The organism is Alteromonas sp. ABH4_454 (genome assembly GCF_056311775.1).
Genome location: NZ_CM149972.1, coordinates 1,361,869 through 1,380,003, shown reverse-complemented (window position 1 = coordinate 1,380,003; position 18,135 = coordinate 1,361,869). Strand labels below are relative to the sequence as shown.

The window sequence follows — 18,135 nt, the reverse complement described above, 5'->3', positions numbered from 1 at the left end:
TGCGCTGTGGTTTACGTTAAGTCGCCAGTGCTCGCCCCCACGCAAGGTAAACCCAGGCGTACCTGTGTACGCCCACCCTCACGTTACTAACGTGGCGCTAGTTGAAGAGTTCCTGTTACTGGGTGTGTACTTACCGCGTCAGCCGATGGGATCATATCTTGGGTAAGTTGAGGGAAGATATTCTCGTTTCCACCTAACTGGTGGTCGTAGATATGCTGGTACGCCATTACCGCTTTTACGTAGGCGCGAGTTTCTTTATAGGGGATATTCTCAATCCAGATATCGACCGGAAGCGCTTCATCAGCAGGCAGCCATTCCAACACTTTACGCCATCCCGCGTTGTAAGAGGCAGAAACCAGCACAGGGTTATTGTCTAGTTTATCCATCAAATACCGGAGGTATTGCACCCCGTATCCAACGTTGTTGTCTACCTGAAAAAGTGTGTTGCGACTGACTTTCTCTTTTGCCACATAACGCGCTGTTCCTGGCATTAACTGCATCAGCCCTGCCGCCCCGACAGGAGAAATAGCATCGCTTCGAAACGAACTTTCGCGGCGTGCGATGGCCATAGCCAGCGATTTTGAAATACTGTAAGCCTGTGACTTTTCACTAAACACATCGCTAAAAGCCAGCGGGAATCGGCGTTCTACATCGTCCCAATAGCCGCTTCTTGCGAAGCTGGTAATTGCTTGGTCGTACAGCCCCCACTCATAAGCGAGTATGCCCGCATCGGTTACTTTTGATTTGGGTAAATGGGAAAGCAAGTAGTACCACTCTCTACGCGCTTCTGTGGTTCTGTCTAACCTGAAAAATTCTACAGCGCGCATGGTAGCGGGGGTTTTAGCCACACTGGCTATAGCTGCCGTGTCTCTTGGCGCTGGCGTATGCGCAAGCGATGGAATTTCGCCTACATGTGCACTGGCCATAAAGCCATAATAATGGCGTTCTTGCGCAAGTTCTTTGTACAGCACTGTAGCCTGCATAGTTTGACCAAGCGCTTCTAAAGCACGGGCCTTCCAATAGCGATAGTTTTCTTCTTGCTGCAGGCTGGCGGGGGCGCTTTTAATAACATTCACCACTTCCTGCCAATTCTTCATGCGCAATAAATAGGAAACATGCCATAGCTTTACATCATCACTGGCGCCGTTAACATCAGCTAGCTCTAGCCACTGATGGGCTTGGGGAAGGCGGTCTAGTGTGTAGCTAAGCGCTATTGCTCTTCGCATAACGTGTTGCTGGGCTTGTGAGAAGATGTTTTTGTCGTTGTAACGGTTAAAAACCTTGCCTGCTAAATCAGGGTTTCGCCAGGCTAGTTTTTCTATTGCCCACACTATTACCTCAGCTTCATGCGAAGTATTTTTAAGTGGGAAAAGCGCGGTTTTATTAACGCGGCTGGTGTCGCGGGTTACCGATAACCATGCGTCTGCAATGTATTGCTTATCGCTGGGAAGTTGGCGTTTTAGGTAAGAGATAATACTTCGGTTGTCTTCTTTTGCCGCAATTTCAATGCGTTTTATCACCATGTCTGGTGTCATCATGCCCGCTTTTTTCCATTTCGCAAAAAGCGGATCGCATTCGTCAGGCTGGGACTGACCATGAAGCCAAAGCGCATCTACTTCACGGAGAATATCTTGTTCGCTTTCACCTTCTTTTAAACGGTAATTAAGCGCAACACAGGTAAGCCGCGCGCCCATACCGGGGCGATAATTTTCTAGAAAAGTGCTGCGGTAATCTTTTTTAGCTAAGTAGTTGAGCCACTTGTAGCGCACCCCGTAGCTTACTGGCTGACCGTTAAAGTCGTCCAAAAACTGACTAACTTCGCGCTTTGTTTTGATTGACATGGTGCGCTCTAGTTTAAGCCGTAGCAGGTACGGATAAAGTGGATAATGCGCTAACTCATAAATGTCGTTATCAAGGTGTTGAAGGCGGTGTTTCGAGTAAGTAAGTAGCTTCTTTTCTACTTCTAAATAGCGGGCACGATCGCTTTCGAAAATATCATTGGGTAGCGTTAACGGCTGTGCAGCCCATGCGCTGATAGAGAAAACTGAAGAGAGCGAGCAAACTAGCGCCCCCACTAGCGTGGCGAGTAATTTATTGTTTTTTGTCAGCGAGCGCTGACCTAACCTCGAACTAAAATTAAAACCAGACACAATAGAACTCCTACCCTGCTCTACACTCGAACGCTTATGAGCGCTGGCAACTTTGCCTAATCGAGCTGATTGTAAAATGTTGCTGATAAAGCAGCATTACGACTGACCCACTACATTTGTTTTATAAACAAAGGGAAAATTTCAGCCTGGCTCCATGCCAAAGAAGATGTTGTGCCAGCTGTCGTTAGCTATGCTTTACAAACATAGTTGACATGATTGTAGATTATTCTTTTGCTGGATTGGCGCTTTGGGCCAATAACGCTCATTATACAACCACCAATACCGAAATGAAGTGTGAATTCGATATTTAGACTTGAATTTAAGTCATCGGACCACTACCTTAGACAAATTGAAACGCTTGTTTGATTTTTTGTTGAAATTTTGTGTGGCTTTGTAAAGAATCTAGCCACCCTAACGCGTTAGTGAATGCATACGACCCTACAAATTAGTTGGATTACTTCACTAACATCCTGGCCAATGCCGAAGGAGATGATAATGATATACACAGGCAAAAGTCTTTCCGTCAGCCTGTTAGATGACGGCTTTGCTGAGCTGGTATTCGACGCCGAAGGTTCAGTAAACAAGTTCGACCGCCAAACAGTGAGCGAACTTGATGAAGCAACTCAAGCCCTACTTGCTAAAGGCGATGTTAAAGGCTTAGTAGTACGCAGTGCAAAACCTGCATTTATTGTAGGTGCAGATATCACCGAGTTCACTGGCCTTTTCGCTATGGACGATGCCGAAGTACTACAGTGGGTTGCCAATACGTCACAAGTATTCGACCGCTTTGAAGACCTACCTTTCCCTACCATTGCTGCTGTTAATGGCTTCGCGCTTGGCGGTGGCTGTGAAATGGCATTGGCGTGTGACATGCGTATTGCCGACACCACCGCTTCAATTGGTTTGCCAGAAGTTAAGCTAGGCCTTATGCCTGGTTTTGGTGGTACGGTTCGTCTACCTCGTCTTATTGGTGCAGACAATGCTCTAGAGTGGATGACCACTGGCCGCGACAGAAAAGGCGCGAAAGCCCTTGCTGAAGGTGCAGTTGATGCAGTTGTAGCACCAGAGGCGCTAGTTGAAGGCGCGCTTTCAATGGTGAAAGATGCCGCTGACGGTAAATTTGATTGGCAAGCACGTCGTGCGGTTAAAAAAGCCCCACTACAGCTAAACAAAAACGAAGCTATGATGAGCTTCTCTACTGCTCAAGCTATGGTATTTGCACAAGCTGGCAAACATTACCCAGCTCCTCACAAAATGGTTGAAACTGTTCAAAAAGCAGCGGGCCTAGACCGTGAAGGTGCGCTTAAGCTTGAGAACGAAGGCTTTGTAGCCCTTGCGAAAACCGACGCAGCGAAAGCGCAAATTGGTATTTTCCTTGCCGACCAGCTAGTTAAAGGCAAAGGTAAAAAGCAGGCGAAAGCAGCGACTAAGCAATCTAAGCTTAACGCTGTTCTAGGTGCAGGTATCATGGGTGGCGGTATTGCATACCAAAGCGCAGTGAAAGGCACGCCGGTAATTATGAAAGACATTAACCAAGGTGCACTAGACCTTGGCCTTTCAGAAGCAGCGAAAATTCTTGGCAAAGGTATGCAGCGCGGTAAAGTTGATGCGACTAAAATGGCGCAAACACTTAACGCTATCACGCCTACCCTAGAGTACAGCACGCTTAAAGATGCAGACCTTGTTATTGAAGCGGTAGTAGAAAACCCGAAGGTAAAAGGTATTGTACTTAAAGAAGTAGAAGACAATGTAGCAGATGACGCTATCATCTGTTCAAACACCTCGACTATCTCTATCAATCAGCTAGCTGAAAGCCTAGACAAGCCAGAACGCTTCTGTGGTATGCACTTCTTCAACCCAGTGCACCGCATGCCGCTTGTTGAAATTATTCGTGGCGAAAAAACGTCAGAAGAAACCATCAATGCAGTAGTAGCCGCTACCCTTAAAATGGGCAAAACCCCCATTGTGGTTAACGACTGCCCAGGGTTCTTGGTAAACCGCGTATTGTTCCCATACTTTGCGGGCTTCAGTAAGCTTCTTATCGACGGCGCAGACTTCGTTGCAGTTGATAAAGTAATGGAAAAAATCTTCGGCTGGCCTATGGGCCCAGCATACCTAATGGACGTTGTAGGTATCGACACTGGCGATCACGCAGCAGACGTAATGGCAGCGGGCATTCCAGAGCGTATGGCTCGTCTGGACAATGACCCGGTAACTCTTTTCTACAAAGAAGAGCGTTTAGGTCAGAAGAACGGTAAAGGTTTCTACAACTATGGTGTTGATAAGCGCGGCAAGCCGTCTAAGACACCTGCAGAAGAAGCATATGCTCTAATGGCACCACACGTAGCTGACAAGAAAGACTTTGAAGCTGACGACATTATTGCACGCCTTATGATCCCTATGGCAAACGAAGCAATTCGCTGCTTAGAAGAAGGCATTGTAGATAGCGCAGCTGAAGCAGATATGGCGCTACTTTACGGCTTAGGTTTCCCTCCATTCCGCGGTGGTATTTTCCGTTGGATTGAAACCATTGGCTTGGCGAACTTTGTTGCTATGGCAGATAAGTACGCTGAACTTGGTCCAATTTATCAGATTTCAGATGGCGTTCGTGAAATGGCCGCTTCTGGTAAATCCTATTTCGCATAAGACCCGGAGGAAAAACTAATGAAAGAAGTGGTCGTAATCGATTGCGTACGTACCCCTATGGGTCGTTCAAAAAACGGTGTATTCAGAAATGTGCGTGCAGAAGACTTATCTGCAGCACTAATGACCGCGCTACTAGAGCGTAACCCTGGCGTAAACCCAGCGGAAATTGAAGACATCATTTGGGGCTGTGTTCAGCAAACTAAAGAACAAGGCTTCAACGTTGCACGTAACGCGCAACTACTCACACAAATCCCACGCACAACTGGCGCGGTAACGGTAAACCGCTTATGCGGTTCATCAATGCAAGCCCTTCACGATGCAACAAGCGGCATCATGAGCGGTCGTGGTGACATTTACATGATTGGTGGTGTTGAGCACATGGGTCACGTACCGATGAACTACAACATCGACTTCCACCCTGGTCTTGCTAAGTACACCGCGAAAGCGTCGGGTATGATGGGTATGACCGCCGAGCTACTTGGCCGTCAAAACGGTATTACTCGTGAGCAACAAGATGCATTTGGCGCGCGCTCGCACCAGCTAGCGCACAAAGCACACCTTGAAGGCCGCTGGGCTAACGAGATTGTGCCTGTTGAAGGTCACGATGCAAACGGCGTATTAAAGCTAATTGACTACGATGAAGTAGTACGCCCAGAGAGCACTGCTGAGAGCATGGCGGCGCTTCGCCCAGTGTTTGACCCAGTAAACGGAACCGTTACTGCGGGTACGTCTTCTGCGCTGTCTGACGGAGCATCTGGTATGCTGCTTATGTCGGCAGACCGTGCGAAAGAGCTTGGCCTAACGCCACGTGCGAAAATTCGCGCAATGGCTGTGGCTGGTTGTGATGCAGCAATTATGGGCTACGGTCCAGTTCCAGCAACACAGAAAGCCCTTAAGCGTGCTGGCCTTACTATGGACGATATTGAACTTGCTGAGTTTAACGAAGCGTTCGCGGCACAGGCACTATCTTGCATTAAGCAACTAGGTTGGATGGACCACCTAGATACTAAGATTAACCTTAACGGTGGTGCAATTGCACTTGGTCACCCACTAGGTTGTTCTGGTTCACGTATCTCGGGTACGCTTATCAATCTAATGGAATCACAAGACGTAAGCCTAGGCTTAGCGACTATGTGTATTGGTTTAGGCCAAGGTATTGCTACCGTATTTGAGCGTGTATAAGCGTTTTAACTAGCGTTTAACAGCTAAATTTTGAAAAGGGCCTTCGGGCCCTTTTTTGTTGGGTGTAATTACTTTAAAGATTACTTCAAAACACGAGATAAAGGACTTACCACACCCTGCGCACCTTGCTGAAGCACGTGGGTATAAATTTGCGTCGTCTTTACGTCTGAATGACCTAACTGTGTTTGTACCGTTCTAATGTCAGCACCCGATTGCAACAAATGGGTTGCAAAAGAGTGGCGTAGCGTATGAGGCGTTACTTTTTTCTTGATGTCGCAGGCTTTAGCCGTGTTTCGAATTGCTTTTTGTATACTCGATTCATCAATATGATGCCTTCGCACTTTTTTGTTTTCAGGATCGACAGACAATCGAGAAGAGGGAAATAAATACTGCCATCCTAACTCTCTGGGCGCGTTTTTGTATTTCAAACGTAATCGGTGAGGTAGATAAACGCCTGCGTATTTAGGATTTTCTAAATCAGCCGCCAAGAAGCTTTCTACCATAGCGATTTGTCGTGTAAGACCCGGTTTTAGTTCCGCAGCCAAGGTTACAATGCGATGCTTACCGCCTTTCCCATCCCATATGCGAATAGCGTTGTAGTCAAAATCAATATCTTTAACTCGTAGTCTAACCGCTTCCATTAGTCGCAGCCCACTTCCGTATAGTAAAGATATGGGCAATTTTAAGTTGGCAGGGATTTGCTCGAAAAGAGAAACGACCTCTTCCTGCGTTAATACAACTGGAAGCTTGGCTTGCCGACGACTTGAAACAAAGTTGAGTTCGCAAGAAAGTGGACGTTCTAATATATCGCGATACAAGAACGCCAGTGCATTTAGCGCGCTAGCCTGAGTAGCTGGAGCTACGTTTTTAGTGTTAACTAGGTGAGATAGAAACACTTCAACTTCTTGGTCTCCCATTTCAGATGGGTGCCTATTGTTGTTGAAGCGAATAAAGCTAATTATCCATTTACTATAGAGTTCAATCGAACGTTTCGCATAGCGACGGTTGTGCATATGCTCTATCACCATTTGCATGAACATTGATTTCATTTTTTTGATTTTAATTACTGTAAATAAATACAGAATTACGATTTTTGATGCGACCGTAAAATAAAAAGGAAAGATTCCGTACTTAAGTGCAGTATTTTCAGATACTAAGTGTAGGTTATTGATGAAAGGGTATTTACGTGCGAAAGTAAGAAAACTATAAATGTGATATACGGAAATTATCCACCTTGCATAAAGGATTTTTTCCTTACACTAAATTGTTATACCGCTAGTTAATCTTAGAGGATGTTTCATGGAAGGAAGTTGTAACTGTAAGAGTGTTCAATTTAGTTCATCGGATGAGATCAGAGCTATCGTTAATTGCCACTGTAATCTTTGCCGCAAAATGAATGGTAGCGCATTTTCATCATACGTAGTTGTTGCAGAAGAAGGCTTTATTTTAAATAGTGGTGCATTAAAAACAGTGCAAGTATCAGAAAACGCATCCAAAAGTTTCTGCGAACATTGCGGTACGCCAATATACAATCAAAACCCTAAACTTGCTGGCCTAAAGATTTTATATTTGGGTTCAATAGACAACGCTCCGGCTCTTAAACCAGCAATCAATATTTATTGTGAGTCACAACTTCAGTGGGTAAATCAAATAGCGACATTACCCAATTTTGAGCAAGGTGTGGTGTAGGCGGTATAACAAACCGCTGTAGACGCAAGCGGAGCTTGCTGGGACAAAAACACGTGGGCTGTCCTCGCTACGCTCGTTATTATAGCCCACGTGTTTTTGCCCCTAAGCGGGGTGTTATACACACAAGGAAGATTATGTATAAGCTCTTACTTTTATTTGTCTTTTTACCTCTATCGTTTGTTGCCAATGCAGCTCTTTCTGAGGGAGAACTGGAGCAACTAGCCACAAAGTTTGTGGAAGTCAAAAATGCTCGACAGCAACCTGATTCTACAATTCAGGATATTGATGCCTTTATTAGCCTAATTGCAGACGAATTCGTCGATGAACATGTGAAGTTTAATGTAATGATTACGGAAAAGTCCGCTTTACGTGAAGGTATGATTGCCAAAATGAGGGACAAAATTTACTACAGTTCAATAGTTATAAACGAAATGATGACTGGGGGAAATGTTGCCATTATAAAGATGACTGAGTCAGGAAAAGTCAGGCCAAGTCATTTAGACAAAGATATAACCTACAGCTCTGTAAATATAGTAACCTTAGAATTCAATGAAGATAAGTTGATTACGCATATTCGCAGGCATCACGGTTAATGTGTGTATAACAAAACGCTGTTGGCACTCCCTTCGGTCGTTGGGACGCTAACACGTGGGCTGACTCGCTTCGCTCGGATTTTAGCCCACGTGCTAGCGCCCCAAAGCTTAGCGTTATGCACTACAGAGTCTTCTTAAAAGGAATTTATGTTTTTAATGTCGATTAAATTTAGCAATTGTCATACTTTCTTTGAACAAGCTGCCTTTTTAATCGCAGTCCTAGGGATATTGCTAACAATTTTCAGTGCTTTCGCAGTTTTCTCAAACGAAAGAAAACAAGAAAAATTTGATTGGTATATCGAAATTCTTGGTCCTTTTCACATTCTGTTGAGCTCCAAGGGGCTAAACTCGGTTGGAGCCAAATGGAGGCCAGTTCTTTTGGTCGCAATTATTGCAACAACATCTTCGTTTATTGCATTAAGCTATGGAGGTCTGTGTCATGCACGTGCATAACAAACAAATTATGGCACTCGCTAACGCTCGCTGGGACGCAAACACGTGCGCGGCTTCGCCATTATTGCACACGTGTCTGCGCCCCATATTTGGAAGTTATAAGGCGTCAGCCTAAACTGCGTTTGGCTTTATAAAAACCCCAGTAAAACTACCCTCACCTGTTTTCATTAACATCGCTCTAGCTTGTGGCAGGTTTAAATCCGCCGCGTTCAATTCAAAGGTTGCGCATTAGGCGCTTTGTCGCCAAGTTGTTATTTGACGTCAACAAGCGCCAATGCGTTCGACAGTTCAAATGGCAGCTTGCTCCAGTCAAATCAAAACCATCACTGCTCAGTCGTTTTGCTTGTTTGTGTTAACAATCAATCGTATGCTGGCTTTAACAGTTTTTAAACAGACCAAAGGAACTGGCTTTGCTTATAACAAGGCGCTTAAGACCGCTCCCTTCGGTCGCTCGGACGCATTTACGCGGGGCGGCTTCGCCATTATGCCCCACGCAACTGCGCCGCTTAGCTTAATGTTAGATGACAAGGGATATGAGTCAACCAATACGAATTGAAGATATTTCATTAGATGACCTCATAAAGCATCGTTGGTGTTATTACCATAACGATGAGTTGGGGTACGATGCTTTTGAATATGTCATCCCAAATACTCACCCTGAGTTTTGCGCAGAAACTATCGAGCTAGAATTAGCCGAATTTATTTTCGCAAATGGTAAAAGGCAGCTTGGGATGTTTGACGGCTCAGAATCATTTTCGGTCGTTATAAACAACGATTCATTATCTTTTTGGCGGGGTATGGCAGAGCCAACAGATGGAGATATCAAAAGCTCCTCCTTGTTTCTAGAGGCCCATGCTTTGGCAATGCCTGTCCAAGTAACATCAAAATGGACGAAACAAACTAGAGTTTTTGAAGGGTTAGAATTCATTAACCAATCAAACGAGGTTGTATCAGTTGTCATCTAACAAAAAAATTATGTCGCCCGCAGGCGGGCTGGGACACAAACAGGCAGGCGGCTTCGCCATTGTAGCCTGCCTGTTTGTGCCCCATATTTAGGTGTTATGCGTCTTGGTCTTACTGGAATAATGCATTCATTTCGTGGTCAAACAGCAACTACTTTTCGTTGTCGTTAGCCGTTTGTTGTTTTTGGTTTTACTGTTAAAAATGAGCATTGTTTTTTTATCAGCAACTTCGTTTCAGTGGTAGCCCTGTTCATCGCTTTTGTTTATTTTCAAGTGCCAAACTACCAACAAGATCTTGTCAGTATCGCAACCCATCAGGTAGTCTGGATGTATCAGCTAAAGGGAGTTTGTTGTGGACACATCTCGGCACAAGGCAGCAAAGCTGCGCTCGTTCAGTGAAACGCATAACAAGGCGCTTAACTCGCTCCCTTCGGTCGCTGGGACGCAAACGCAATGCGCCTTCGGCATTATTGCATTCCGTTTGCGCCCGTTAGCTTAGCGTTATAATTTAGGGGTAAATTTAATGAAAAGGACGTTTCTTACAGTTATCTCGGTTAGCCTAATTTTATATAGCAGCTATACGATTGGGAAGACTCTCAAGAGTACAGAGTATGAATTTATTGGACACTGGATTTTCAGTAAGGCAGAAACAATTGAAAGCTTTGAAAGTTCAGAAATGAGTGAAGAAGAAGTTCATAAATTCTCAAAGATATTAAAAAGTCAGGAAATAGTAATATCTGACGGCCTATATTCTGTTTATCCAAGTAGAGGAAACCCCATAAGAACTCATTTCTCGCTAATAACTCCACCGGATGATGAAGGCTGCTTTGTCCTTCAATTTGAAGACACAAGAATACCACTGGATATACAACAAAATACATTCTGTATCAGAGAGGGGAAACTTCTATTGCCCGCTCCAAAGGGCGCAGAGGAAGTCTATAATAGAAAATTATAACAAACACATTAAGTCGCTTCGCTGGGACAGTAACACGTGGGCTCTGTCGCTTCGCTCGGATTTTAGCCCACGCGTTACTGCCCCTTATGTGGGTGTTATGACTCACATGGACATTCAGCCTAGATTTTCAACATATATTGTTTCAGCGATTACAGGCTATTGGTTGGCTTTTATAGCATCCGCAGTTGTGGTCGCTATTATTGAAAGCGAAATGACTCTGGCTTTGATACCTGTCTTCTTTTTTTCGCTTGTTTTTGCGGTCGGTGTGGCTATTTGTGCTTCAGTTTTAGGCTACCCCACATTTAAAATATTGTTTAAAAAACTGAGAGTGACAATTTTCCCCAAACTGCTAATTTCTGGTGCTTGTTCTGTCTTGGTTTCTGTTTTATTTTTTGCTCTAGCTTTCAACTACCTAATTGGCGGTGCAGCTTCAATTAACAGTGTACTGCAAACAAGTGCAGGATTATTAACTTTTGGTATGGTGGTTGTTCCTTTCTCAGCCTTAGTATATTGGCTAATCGAAAGGTGAGTTATAACAAGCCAATTATGGCATGGACGCAAAACGCTTGGCTTGCGCTCCTTCGTCGCTGATTATAGCCAAGCATTTATGCGCCCCATATTGGAGCGTTGGTATGACTCCCTTTGTCAACCCTGAGCGAGTGCATCCCTGACATTCTTTCAGTCCATAATTAGCTTTGTTTCTCACTTAAAATAAATGAGCTAACGCACCGGATGAGGCAGTAATGTCGTCGGTTGGTATGCTGGTATTCGTAGATTACTTATTCATTGAATAAGCAGAGCTGACCTTACGTGTTCCGCCGTAGCACCTTCTCATCAGTCTATGCTCGTGGGTCAATCACGAATAAGTGATTGCCATCATAACGCCCTCGTAGGTTGTGCCACATTCCGCGGCCTGATCCGAATGCGTTAGCTCAAACTCGTTTATCATGCAGGTACTCGGCTCAGTCTTAGTTTTGGGTTAACCGGTGTAAGTACCACTTCCTTTGCAATAGCCCAGATGTATGCCGCCATTTCTCTAGCTATTGCGGTAATAATTAAATTGTAGTGTTTTCCCTTTTTACTCATGCGCTGATAGCGTTTGCACAAACGCAATTGTGCTTTCCAGGCAATATCAACGATGTCTTTAGGTAAGCCTTCCTGCCTTAACTGTAATTCGGTAGAGACATTGGCCGGATAACGATAGCTGTGTGCACCTTCAATCAGTAAACGCCTTGCTCTTCCATTTCCCGCTTTAGTAATGGCGCCTAAGTGTCGCTTTCCACCTGATGATTGTTCACTGGGAACTAAGCCCAGATAAGCCATGAGCTTTCTAGGATGGTCGAAGCGGTGTAAATCACCGAGCTCTGCCACCACACCAACAGCAACGAGCAATCGAACGCCTCGCATCGCCTGAACGGCTTTCACTACTGGATAATAACGCCATTGATGTACATGGTGGGTTAACTCATTGTCGAGCCTTTCCAGTCGCAGGATACGTTCCTCAATGGTTTGCAGTTGTTCCTGCAAGACAATTTGCTGGGCTGGATGAGGTAAAATAAGTTCGGTGAGCCAGCGCAGATGCTTCTTCGACCAGTTGGCAGTGCCTTCATAACGTATGTTGTTGCGAAGTAATAAGGCTTTGAGTTGATACTTTGCTTCTTTTAAATCCTTCATTGCGGCTTCTCGAGCTCGAGATAAATCCCGCACAGCTTCATCTTCCGGTTCGGGCACATAGATGGGTGTAAGGTCTTCAGACTTTAGCGACCTAACGAGTTTAAGCGCATCTCGGCGGTCGGTTTTAATTCGCTCTCCTGGCTTTTTGGGAATAAGAGACGGAGCAACTACATAGCAACAATGCCCAAGACTGGTAATGAGACGATAAATCCAATAACCACATGGCCCTGCTTCGTAAACAACGTGAAGTGTTGCACCAGGGTATTTAGATTCAAACTGGCGGAGCAGCTTTTTGACACTGACCTTAGATGAGGGAATGCGCCCATAATGAACCGGGGCTGCACCTCGCTGTTCTTCACAATAAGCAACCTCATGAAACTCTTTATGCGTATCCAACCCTATAAAAATCATGCTATGTTTGTTCATGCTAGCCTCCAAATTGATTTAGTATTGAACAAACTAATTATGGCTCTGGCTGAAAAGTTAACCCACGAAAATGCGGGGGCTAGCACTTTTACAGGGAGTCATTGTGTCTATATTTCGTCAGCATCGGAGCAATGAATGCTAGATCTGGACAGGTTCATCGTAGAGCTAGATAGGCTTACTACAGCAGTATATTTTTATGATGAAATCTACGGTGAACAAGAGACTATAAAAATAATTTCTGGGTTATCCTCTGAAGCAACCAGAATAATACAGCGATCGCTACACAACGATATCGTGATGTCATTGGCGCGTCTGTTATACGATGGCGAGAATTACAAAACCTCAGAAGCCACCTATGAATATCTAAGTCAGTATAACCTTGCAAAGAAATATGCCAGCTATATTGATCAAGAGCTACAACACCATAGAGACGAAATAGCTGCAATCAAGGCATCATCAAACGTAAAAGACTACAGGGATCTCGTACTGGCGCACAATGACAAAGCAACGCTTACAGGTGAGAATGACCACCCCAAGCATAATCTAGAAACAGAAGTGCTTTTACGTATTCTTCGTTTGTCACGAGCCTTGTTCTTTGGTGTACGTCTTAAAGTAGCCAAAGAGCGAGGTGAGCAAAGTTTGCCAATCACAGACGGCAATGTTCATCGTAATGGTATAGGTACCAATTTTCTAAAAAATATTGAAAATATAACAAGGCAAGCAAGAGGGACGCACTAAAGCGCGTCCCTTCTTGCGGCGTTATAAGCCATGAATCAAACATTGATAGAAACAGACAGTCTTTCAAAAAGTATTGACCAACTATTGGCAAATAAAGGGTTTAGCTTAGATAACCGTAAAATTTGTGCCGTAGGATCACTATCTTCTAGCTTGGAATATCACAATGCAATTTTGATTCTTTGTGAAAAGAAAAATTATGGTTCCTCGATCGCTTTATTACGGTCACAGTTTGAATCCTTTATCAAAGGAACGTGGTATTTCCATTGTGCAACCGATGTAGAAATAGATGATGTTTACAATGACAAACTAAACAAAAAATTTGGACGTATTCTTAGTGAACTTAAATCACAAAATGTATCTGCGTGGGAAGATAACCTTTTAATTAAGAATCAGTTCTGGTCGCAATTGTGTGGTTTTACGCACACTGGAGCCCCACAACTCGGGAGACGTTTTAAAGATGGGAATATTTCCCCAAACTATAGTGACGAATTAATTGACTCAATGCTTAATTTATCAAATCTATTAGCGTTTAAAACGTTACTTGAAATGCTTCTGCACGTCGATGAACATGTGCCTAAAGAAGAAATTGTGCAGATTATATCGTCAAATCGCATGCTAAAAGATCTCTATAATGATGGCTTATAACAAACCACTTAAGTCTCTCGCTTCGCTCGCTTGGACGCTAACACATGGGCTGCGTCACTTCTTTCCTAATTTTAGCCCATGTGTTAGCGCCCCTTATTGAAAAGTTATGCGCCAAAGCGTACAGGATTTACATCCATACTTTTATGAAGGATTCTAATGATCAGAATTTCCTGACTGCCCGTTTGTTTGTAGAAAATAACATGGCTACCTTGAGGAAATTTTCTGTATCCATCTCTTATTTCGTCGCAGCTTTTACCAATATCAGGACTTTCAGACAACATCCAAAATGAATCGTCGAATTGTTTAAGATATACATTACGCTGTTGTCGGCCCCATTTCCTTTGAGTAAACAATGCAATATCTTTGAGATCTGATTTTGCTAGTACGGTTAACTTAACCGGTTTCACTCTTTTAATTCACCGTCTAGTTCTGATATCAGATGCTCAAGGTCGTATTCAGCTTCGCCGCTTTCTTCACCTGCTACAAGTAATTGACGCAGAGTGTTTAATTTGGTTTCCTGTGTTTCTAGCAAGCGAAGAGCTGAACGAATCACCTCGCTTGCTGAACCATACCGACCAGTTTGAATTTGGCTAGCAATAAAGCCATCAAAATGGTCTCCAAGGGTAATGCTGGTGTTTTTAGCCATCTGGTTTCTCCAAGTACCAATATATACCTAATTATGGTACTTGCGCGTTGTAAGTCAATAGCGCATAACAATCACATTAAGCCGCTCGCAGGTTCGCTGGGGCGCATACATCTGGGAAGGCTTCGCTATTATGCCCCACATACCTATACCCGTTATTTAAAAGTTAGGTACTTCTTGGTTAACCCCAAAAATCATTTTCATTATTTAAGAAAGGGATCCTATTTAAATGGAACATAATTTTGCAACTCAGGGCATGGTCAGTTTCTTATTTGGTATTTTTTGCGCATACTGGGCTCAAGAGACTGGCAGTGATGCTTGGCTCTGGTTCTTCTTTGGATTATTTTTGCCTCCCATTGCCGGCATTGTTTTATGCATTAAAAATAGCAGTGATAAAAAAGAAGTAACCTCTTCTTTGCCACAGCATTTGGCTCAAAGAATCAAAGCACGAGAAAAGGCGATGAAGTAATGTGCCCATCACATCATTTGCAAAAAAAAGGAATTATGATGTTTTATTTTGAAGTTATTCTCTTTATCTTTTTTGTTTATTTTATCAGTTTCGGCTATAGGAAAAATAACCGGAATATGATGTTACTTGGCTCATTTTGTCTTTTCCTATCTCTCTGCGCAGAGCCATTTGTTGAAGGTGCTAACAAAGGGTTCACTGAGAAATCTCAAGAACTAAAACAAAGCAAAGTTACTGGGTAACGAATCAAAGGGCATATTACAAGCCGCTGTAATTTGCTCACAGCGTTCGCTGGGACGCAGATACGTAGCCTGCTTCGCATTACAGCCCACATGTCTGCGCCCGTTATTGGTAGTCATGTACTACCAAAATTATCACAAGTAGAAGGAATTATTTATGAATATCAACGCGACACTTTTCGGTCAAATCATAATCGTTTTAGCAATACTCATGACTGTAGCTGGCTATTATCTCGGAAAGCGTAAAACCACCACACCTGTCGTAACCTCCGTGATTGGTTTTTTCACGGCTTTTATCCCGCCCCTATCGCTAATATTTTTAATTGTTTTGGTTCTTAAGAAAGATGTAGAAGAAAACGGTCATTTCATGAATGCACCGAAATAAAGCAATCGACACACTCGTTTCGCAAGCGGGGAAATATACTCGTGGGGCGGTTTCCCCGTTATGCCCCACACGCCTACGCCCGTTATTTAAACGCTATGTGGCTATGAATTTTTGCATTATGTAGAAGGACTTTTTATGAAACTTTACCCTTACCAAACGATGCAAACTGTAAACCTACCCACTCTTTTATTCGCAGCTAGAGCTCTTGGTATTTTCGCTTATATATTCTCTTTTTTTACTGTTCTACTATGGGGCGCAGCTTTTGTTGTCGACCCTAGAGTTAGAGAAACTTGTTTATTCGTTAGCATAGGCACATTTTCCGCTACTATTTGCTTTCTAGTTGTTAGCGGCTTGTGCGCTGCGGTTGTTTCTTGCGAACAAAAATACACTCAAGGATAGAAGGCTACATATCAAATCAGTTCTGCGGGGCATTAGCTGTATAAGGAAGATCCTATAGTCTCAATTCATCGCACTATGTTAGATGGTTAAGAGATCTTCAATCTATACATAACTGCCCCTTAGTGGATGTTATAAGTACTATTAGGATTTATTCGCAATGGAATACGAAGCAATTAAAGTCCAAAGGGCTGTAATTTTAATCAAAGTAGCTATGGCAGCCGTAATTCTTATAGAAGCAGTCGCTTACCAAAACACTAAGACACTGAACTTCGGTTCTATCACCATGACATTGGGCGTCTTATGTTTATTACGCGGATTGTTGTTATCTCCGTATATGTTAACCATGCCAGTAAAGGTTTGGTTTAAACAAAATGTAAGCTTCAACTCAGTGAGTAGTAAATATTTTCTTTGCGCTTTTTTACTTTTGTGTGCTGGCTCAATAATGTATGCATAACAAAGAGCCTAGTTCCCCCTCTTTGTGGGCTAGGCGAAAATATGTGCTAATCTGTGTGACGAGAGATAAAAGGAATTATTTGGTGAAATTACTCGCATTATTAATTTTAAGCATGCCTTTGCTTAGTGCTTGTGTAGTCGTTCCAGAAACCGATACGGCTAAAGTGAACAAGTGTGAGATATCATCGGACCGCAAAACCCTTAAAGTTATTAATGGATTTAAGGATACCAATACCTTTTATTCAATTAGTGGCCTTGTACTACTCCCCATAACGGGTGTTGTTTCTGGCACATATGTAGCTATCAATAATGTCTACCACCTGGGTGAAGAAACATTTGTCTGTGGGTCTGACAATGCACGCACGTAACAATAAAGTCTCTTCGTAAACTGACACGCTACATTAGACTTCGCCCCATCGCTCTGTCCATAGAAGCCGTATTTGAGTTTTTTATGCGAATGTTTTTTGAACCCACTAAGGAAGGTTTTATGAACTATAAGAATTTACTCTTCGTCATCTATTTTTTATCTACAGGCACACTCGCAGCAGTTAATTATGCTTCTGTGGAGTTAACACATCTAAAGCCAACAATTACTGAAACCACTTGGTTGAGAGAAAAGCAGTTTATGCCACGCTACCCCGTTGAATTAGCAAGAAAAGGCATTGTTGGCTGCGGAGTATTTAAAGTAATAGTGGACGAAAATGGCTTGACCGAAAGCATTGAGCTTATAAGTTCAGTACCTAAAAAGGTTATTTCTAAGCCGGTAACGAAAGTTATTCAAGATTGGGAGTGGACATTGGCTAAAAGCAAATCTCCGACCCGCGAAGAAAAGCTATTGAGGTTAGATTTCTGCATGGGTGGTAATACAGAGGCTGAATCTATTTCAAAGTGTAAGAAACAAGCCGCAATGGCTTGCGAATAGCGACTGGAGGATATACCGATGTTTATCGTTATGTTTGAGTTTGTAGTAAAAGAGGAATTTGAGGTGTAGTTATAACTATGAAAATTACTTTCTTTCGAACTACAAACCTTCAGCGAGCAGCCGAATTTACCTTTGCGAACATGCAAGAATATTACGCAAAATTCGCTCCCGAGTGGAATACTGAAAAAGTGTTAGAGGTTACGGCTGCACTAGTCAACTACGACATTAAATTAGACAACCAAACAGTGGGTGTTATGCGCCTACAGTTTGAAGATAACACCTGTATATTGCGCGATCTCCAAGTTATACCGAGTGCACAAAACAAAGGCATAGGTCGTGCTGCCATTGAAGAAGCCGAAAGACTTGCGTTAGGGGCCAATACTAACTCGCTTGAACTACGAGTATTCAAAGTTAGCCCTGCAGTTTCGCTTTATAAAAAAGTGGGATTTGTCGTTAAAAGTGAAGACGACCGCTTTTTTAACATGACTAAACCCTTAAGCACTTAACAAACAGGC

Annotated in this window: 23 protein-coding genes; 18 read left to right on the top strand and 5 right to left on the bottom strand. The window is 43.3% G+C overall.

Annotation, left to right across the window (positions count from 1 at the left end; translation table 11 throughout):
* Positions 1–86 precede the first annotated feature (86 nt).
* Positions 87–2,150, bottom strand: coding sequence for a transglycosylase SLT domain-containing protein (locus tag ACYX4W_RS06115; protein ID WP_476074991.1), 2,064 nt, complete (start codon positions 2,148–2,150; stop codon positions 87–89).
* A 495-nt stretch (positions 2,151–2,645) separates the two neighbouring features.
* Here ACYX4W_RS06115 and fadB point away from each other — a divergent pair, with 495 nt between their 5' ends.
* Both fadB and fadA read left to right on the top strand, forming a co-directional pair.
* On the top strand, positions 2,646–4,796 hold the full coding sequence (gene fadB / locus ACYX4W_RS06110; RefSeq protein WP_476074990.1) for a fatty acid oxidation complex subunit alpha FadB: 2,151 nt from the start codon (positions 2,646–2,648) through the stop codon (positions 4,794–4,796).
* Positions 4,797–4,814: 18 nt separating this feature from the next.
* Positions 4,815–5,978, top strand: a complete 1,164-nt coding sequence (gene fadA / locus ACYX4W_RS06105; RefSeq protein ID WP_024015658.1) for an acetyl-CoA C-acyltransferase FadA — start codon at positions 4,815–4,817, stop codon at positions 5,976–5,978.
* A gap of 80 nt (positions 5,979–6,058) precedes the next feature.
* On the opposite strand, the gene ACYX4W_RS06100 is transcribed toward fadA, so the two are convergent.
* Positions 6,059–7,027, bottom strand: coding sequence for an integron integrase (locus ACYX4W_RS06100; RefSeq protein ID WP_476074989.1), 969 nt, complete (start codon positions 7,025–7,027; stop codon positions 6,059–6,061).
* Between the two features lie 250 nt (positions 7,028–7,277).
* On the opposite strand from ACYX4W_RS06100, the gene ACYX4W_RS06095 reads away from it, so the two are divergent.
* The 8 genes from ACYX4W_RS06095 to ACYX4W_RS06060 all read left to right on the top strand — a co-directional run bounded on the left by ACYX4W_RS06095 (position 7,278) and on the right by ACYX4W_RS06060 (position 11,159).
* Positions 7,278–7,667 (top strand): GFA family protein, encoded by a 390-nt coding sequence (locus ACYX4W_RS06095; protein ID WP_476074988.1) that lies wholly within the window; start codon positions 7,278–7,280, stop codon positions 7,665–7,667.
* Positions 7,668–7,801: 134 nt separating this feature from the next.
* A complete protein-coding gene (locus ACYX4W_RS06090; protein ID WP_476074987.1) occupies positions 7,802–8,260 on the top strand; it encodes a nuclear transport factor 2 family protein in 459 nt (152 codons plus the stop codon).
* Between the two features lie 156 nt (positions 8,261–8,416).
* Positions 8,417–8,713 (top strand): hypothetical protein, encoded by a 297-nt coding sequence (locus tag ACYX4W_RS06085; RefSeq protein ID WP_474806479.1) that lies wholly within the window; start codon positions 8,417–8,419, stop codon positions 8,711–8,713.
* Positions 8,714–8,987: 274 nt separating this feature from the next.
* Entirely contained in the window at positions 8,988–9,269 is a 282-nt protein-coding gene (locus ACYX4W_RS06080; protein ID WP_476074986.1) for a hypothetical protein, read from the top strand.
* Entirely contained in the window at positions 9,247–9,678 is a 432-nt protein-coding gene (locus ACYX4W_RS06075) for a hypothetical protein (protein WP_474859897.1), read from the top strand. The genes ACYX4W_RS06080 and ACYX4W_RS06075 overlap by 23 nt, the downstream gene beginning before the upstream one ends.
* Positions 9,679–10,027: 349 nt before the next feature.
* Complete coding sequence (locus ACYX4W_RS06070; RefSeq protein WP_476074985.1) at positions 10,028–10,174, top strand: hypothetical protein; 147 nt, start codon at positions 10,028–10,030, stop codon at positions 10,172–10,174.
* Positions 10,175–10,198: 24 nt separating this feature from the next.
* A complete protein-coding gene (locus ACYX4W_RS06065; RefSeq protein ID WP_476074984.1) occupies positions 10,199–10,630 on the top strand; it encodes a hypothetical protein in 432 nt (143 codons plus the stop codon).
* 106 nt (positions 10,631–10,736) lie between these two features.
* Positions 10,737–11,159, top strand: a complete 423-nt coding sequence (locus tag ACYX4W_RS06060; RefSeq protein WP_476074983.1) for a hypothetical protein — start codon at positions 10,737–10,739, stop codon at positions 11,157–11,159.
* A 416-nt stretch (positions 11,160–11,575) separates the two neighbouring features.
* Here the strand turns inward: ACYX4W_RS06060 and ACYX4W_RS06055 are convergent, their stop codons facing one another.
* Positions 11,576–12,730 carry an IS110 family RNA-guided transposase gene (locus ACYX4W_RS06055; RefSeq protein WP_476073587.1) on the bottom strand — a complete coding sequence of 385 codons (1,155 nt, stop codon included), beginning with the start codon at positions 12,728–12,730 and terminating at the stop codon, positions 11,576–11,578.
* Positions 12,731–12,865: 135 nt separating this feature from the next.
* Here ACYX4W_RS06055 and ACYX4W_RS06050 point away from each other — a divergent pair, with 135 nt between their 5' ends.
* Complete coding sequence (locus ACYX4W_RS06050; protein WP_476074982.1) at positions 12,866–13,468, top strand: AbiU2 domain-containing protein; 603 nt, start codon at positions 12,866–12,868, stop codon at positions 13,466–13,468.
* Positions 13,469–13,498: 30 nt separating this feature from the next.
* Positions 13,499–14,113, top strand: a complete 615-nt coding sequence (locus ACYX4W_RS06045; protein WP_476074981.1) for a DUF6988 family protein — start codon at positions 13,499–13,501, stop codon at positions 14,111–14,113.
* A gap of 104 nt (positions 14,114–14,217) precedes the next feature.
* On the opposite strand, the gene ACYX4W_RS06040 is transcribed toward ACYX4W_RS06045, so the two are convergent.
* Both ACYX4W_RS06040 and ACYX4W_RS06035 read right to left on the bottom strand, forming a co-directional pair.
* A complete protein-coding gene (locus ACYX4W_RS06040; RefSeq protein WP_476074980.1) occupies positions 14,218–14,520 on the bottom strand; it encodes a type II toxin-antitoxin system RelE/ParE family toxin in 303 nt (100 codons plus the stop codon).
* A complete protein-coding gene (locus tag ACYX4W_RS06035) occupies positions 14,517–14,759 on the bottom strand; it encodes a type II toxin-antitoxin system ParD family antitoxin (protein ID WP_014978218.1) in 243 nt (80 codons plus the stop codon). Before ACYX4W_RS06035 ends, ACYX4W_RS06040 begins: the two co-directional genes overlap by 4 nt.
* A 226-nt stretch (positions 14,760–14,985) precedes the next feature.
* Between ACYX4W_RS06035 and ACYX4W_RS06030 the strand changes: the two genes are divergently transcribed.
* From ACYX4W_RS06030 to ACYX4W_RS06005, 6 genes are all read left to right on the top strand, one after another.
* Complete coding sequence (locus tag ACYX4W_RS06030) at positions 14,986–15,225, top strand: hypothetical protein (protein WP_476074979.1); 240 nt, start codon at positions 14,986–14,988, stop codon at positions 15,223–15,225.
* Between the two features lie 393 nt (positions 15,226–15,618).
* The gene (locus ACYX4W_RS06025; RefSeq protein WP_474853482.1) at positions 15,619–15,846 is read left to right on the top strand and encodes a hypothetical protein; all 228 of its coding nucleotides are present in this window, start codon (positions 15,619–15,621) and stop codon (positions 15,844–15,846) included.
* Between the two features lie 556 nt (positions 15,847–16,402).
* Positions 16,403–16,699: a hypothetical protein gene (locus tag ACYX4W_RS06020; RefSeq protein WP_476074978.1), complete on the top strand. Its 297-nt coding sequence runs from the start codon at positions 16,403–16,405 to the stop codon at positions 16,697–16,699.
* A gap of 82 nt (positions 16,700–16,781) precedes the next feature.
* Positions 16,782–17,066, top strand: coding sequence for a hypothetical protein (locus ACYX4W_RS06015; protein ID WP_476074977.1), 285 nt, complete (start codon positions 16,782–16,784; stop codon positions 17,064–17,066).
* 119 nt (positions 17,067–17,185) lie between these two features.
* Positions 17,186–17,620, top strand: a complete 435-nt coding sequence (locus tag ACYX4W_RS06010; RefSeq protein ID WP_474853476.1) for an energy transducer TonB — start codon at positions 17,186–17,188, stop codon at positions 17,618–17,620.
* A 77-nt stretch (positions 17,621–17,697) separates the two neighbouring features.
* Positions 17,698–18,126, top strand: a complete 429-nt coding sequence (locus ACYX4W_RS06005; RefSeq protein ID WP_476074976.1) for a GNAT family N-acetyltransferase — start codon at positions 17,698–17,700, stop codon at positions 18,124–18,126.
* Positions 18,127–18,135 lie beyond the last annotated feature (9 nt).

What these genes read in the sequence shown, in the direction of transcription:
- fadB (WP_476074990.1), top strand. Translation starts at nt 2,646, where the DNA reads ATGATATACACAGGCAAAAGTCTTTCCGTCAGCCTGTTAGATGACGGC.
- fadA (WP_024015658.1), top strand. Translation starts at nt 4,815, where the DNA reads ATGAAAGAAGTGGTCGTAATCGATTGCGTACGTACCCCTATGGGTCGT.
- ACYX4W_RS06100 (WP_476074989.1), bottom strand. Translation starts at nt 7,027, where the DNA reads ATGAAATCAATGTTCATGCAAATGGTGATAGAGCATATGCACAACCGT.
- ACYX4W_RS06095 (WP_476074988.1), top strand. Translation starts at nt 7,278, where the DNA reads ATGGAAGGAAGTTGTAACTGTAAGAGTGTTCAATTTAGTTCATCGGAT.
- ACYX4W_RS06090 (WP_476074987.1), top strand. Translation starts at nt 7,802, where the DNA reads ATGTATAAGCTCTTACTTTTATTTGTCTTTTTACCTCTATCGTTTGTT.
- ACYX4W_RS06085 (WP_474806479.1), top strand. Translation starts at nt 8,417, where the DNA reads ATGTCGATTAAATTTAGCAATTGTCATACTTTCTTTGAACAAGCTGCC.
- ACYX4W_RS06080 (WP_476074986.1), top strand. Translation starts at nt 8,988, where the DNA reads ATGCGTTCGACAGTTCAAATGGCAGCTTGCTCCAGTCAAATCAAAACC.
- ACYX4W_RS06075 (WP_474859897.1), top strand. Translation starts at nt 9,247, where the DNA reads ATGAGTCAACCAATACGAATTGAAGATATTTCATTAGATGACCTCATA.
- ACYX4W_RS06065 (WP_476074984.1), top strand. Translation starts at nt 10,199, where the DNA reads ATGAAAAGGACGTTTCTTACAGTTATCTCGGTTAGCCTAATTTTATAT.
- ACYX4W_RS06060 (WP_476074983.1), top strand. Translation starts at nt 10,737, where the DNA reads ATGGACATTCAGCCTAGATTTTCAACATATATTGTTTCAGCGATTACA.
- ACYX4W_RS06055 (WP_476073587.1), bottom strand. Translation starts at nt 12,730, where the DNA reads ATGAACAAACATAGCATGATTTTTATAGGGTTGGATACGCATAAAGAG.
- ACYX4W_RS06050 (WP_476074982.1), top strand. Translation starts at nt 12,866, where the DNA reads ATGCTAGATCTGGACAGGTTCATCGTAGAGCTAGATAGGCTTACTACA.
- ACYX4W_RS06045 (WP_476074981.1), top strand. Translation starts at nt 13,499, where the DNA reads ATGAATCAAACATTGATAGAAACAGACAGTCTTTCAAAAAGTATTGAC.
- ACYX4W_RS06035 (WP_014978218.1), bottom strand. Translation starts at nt 14,759, where the DNA reads ATGGCTAAAAACACCAGCATTACCCTTGGAGACCATTTTGATGGCTTT.
- ACYX4W_RS06030 (WP_476074979.1), top strand. Translation starts at nt 14,986, where the DNA reads ATGGAACATAATTTTGCAACTCAGGGCATGGTCAGTTTCTTATTTGGT.
- ACYX4W_RS06025 (WP_474853482.1), top strand. Translation starts at nt 15,619, where the DNA reads ATGAATATCAACGCGACACTTTTCGGTCAAATCATAATCGTTTTAGCA.
- ACYX4W_RS06020 (WP_476074978.1), top strand. Translation starts at nt 16,403, where the DNA reads ATGGAATACGAAGCAATTAAAGTCCAAAGGGCTGTAATTTTAATCAAA.
- ACYX4W_RS06010 (WP_474853476.1), top strand. Translation starts at nt 17,186, where the DNA reads ATGAACTATAAGAATTTACTCTTCGTCATCTATTTTTTATCTACAGGC.
- ACYX4W_RS06005 (WP_476074976.1), top strand. Translation starts at nt 17,698, where the DNA reads ATGAAAATTACTTTCTTTCGAACTACAAACCTTCAGCGAGCAGCCGAA.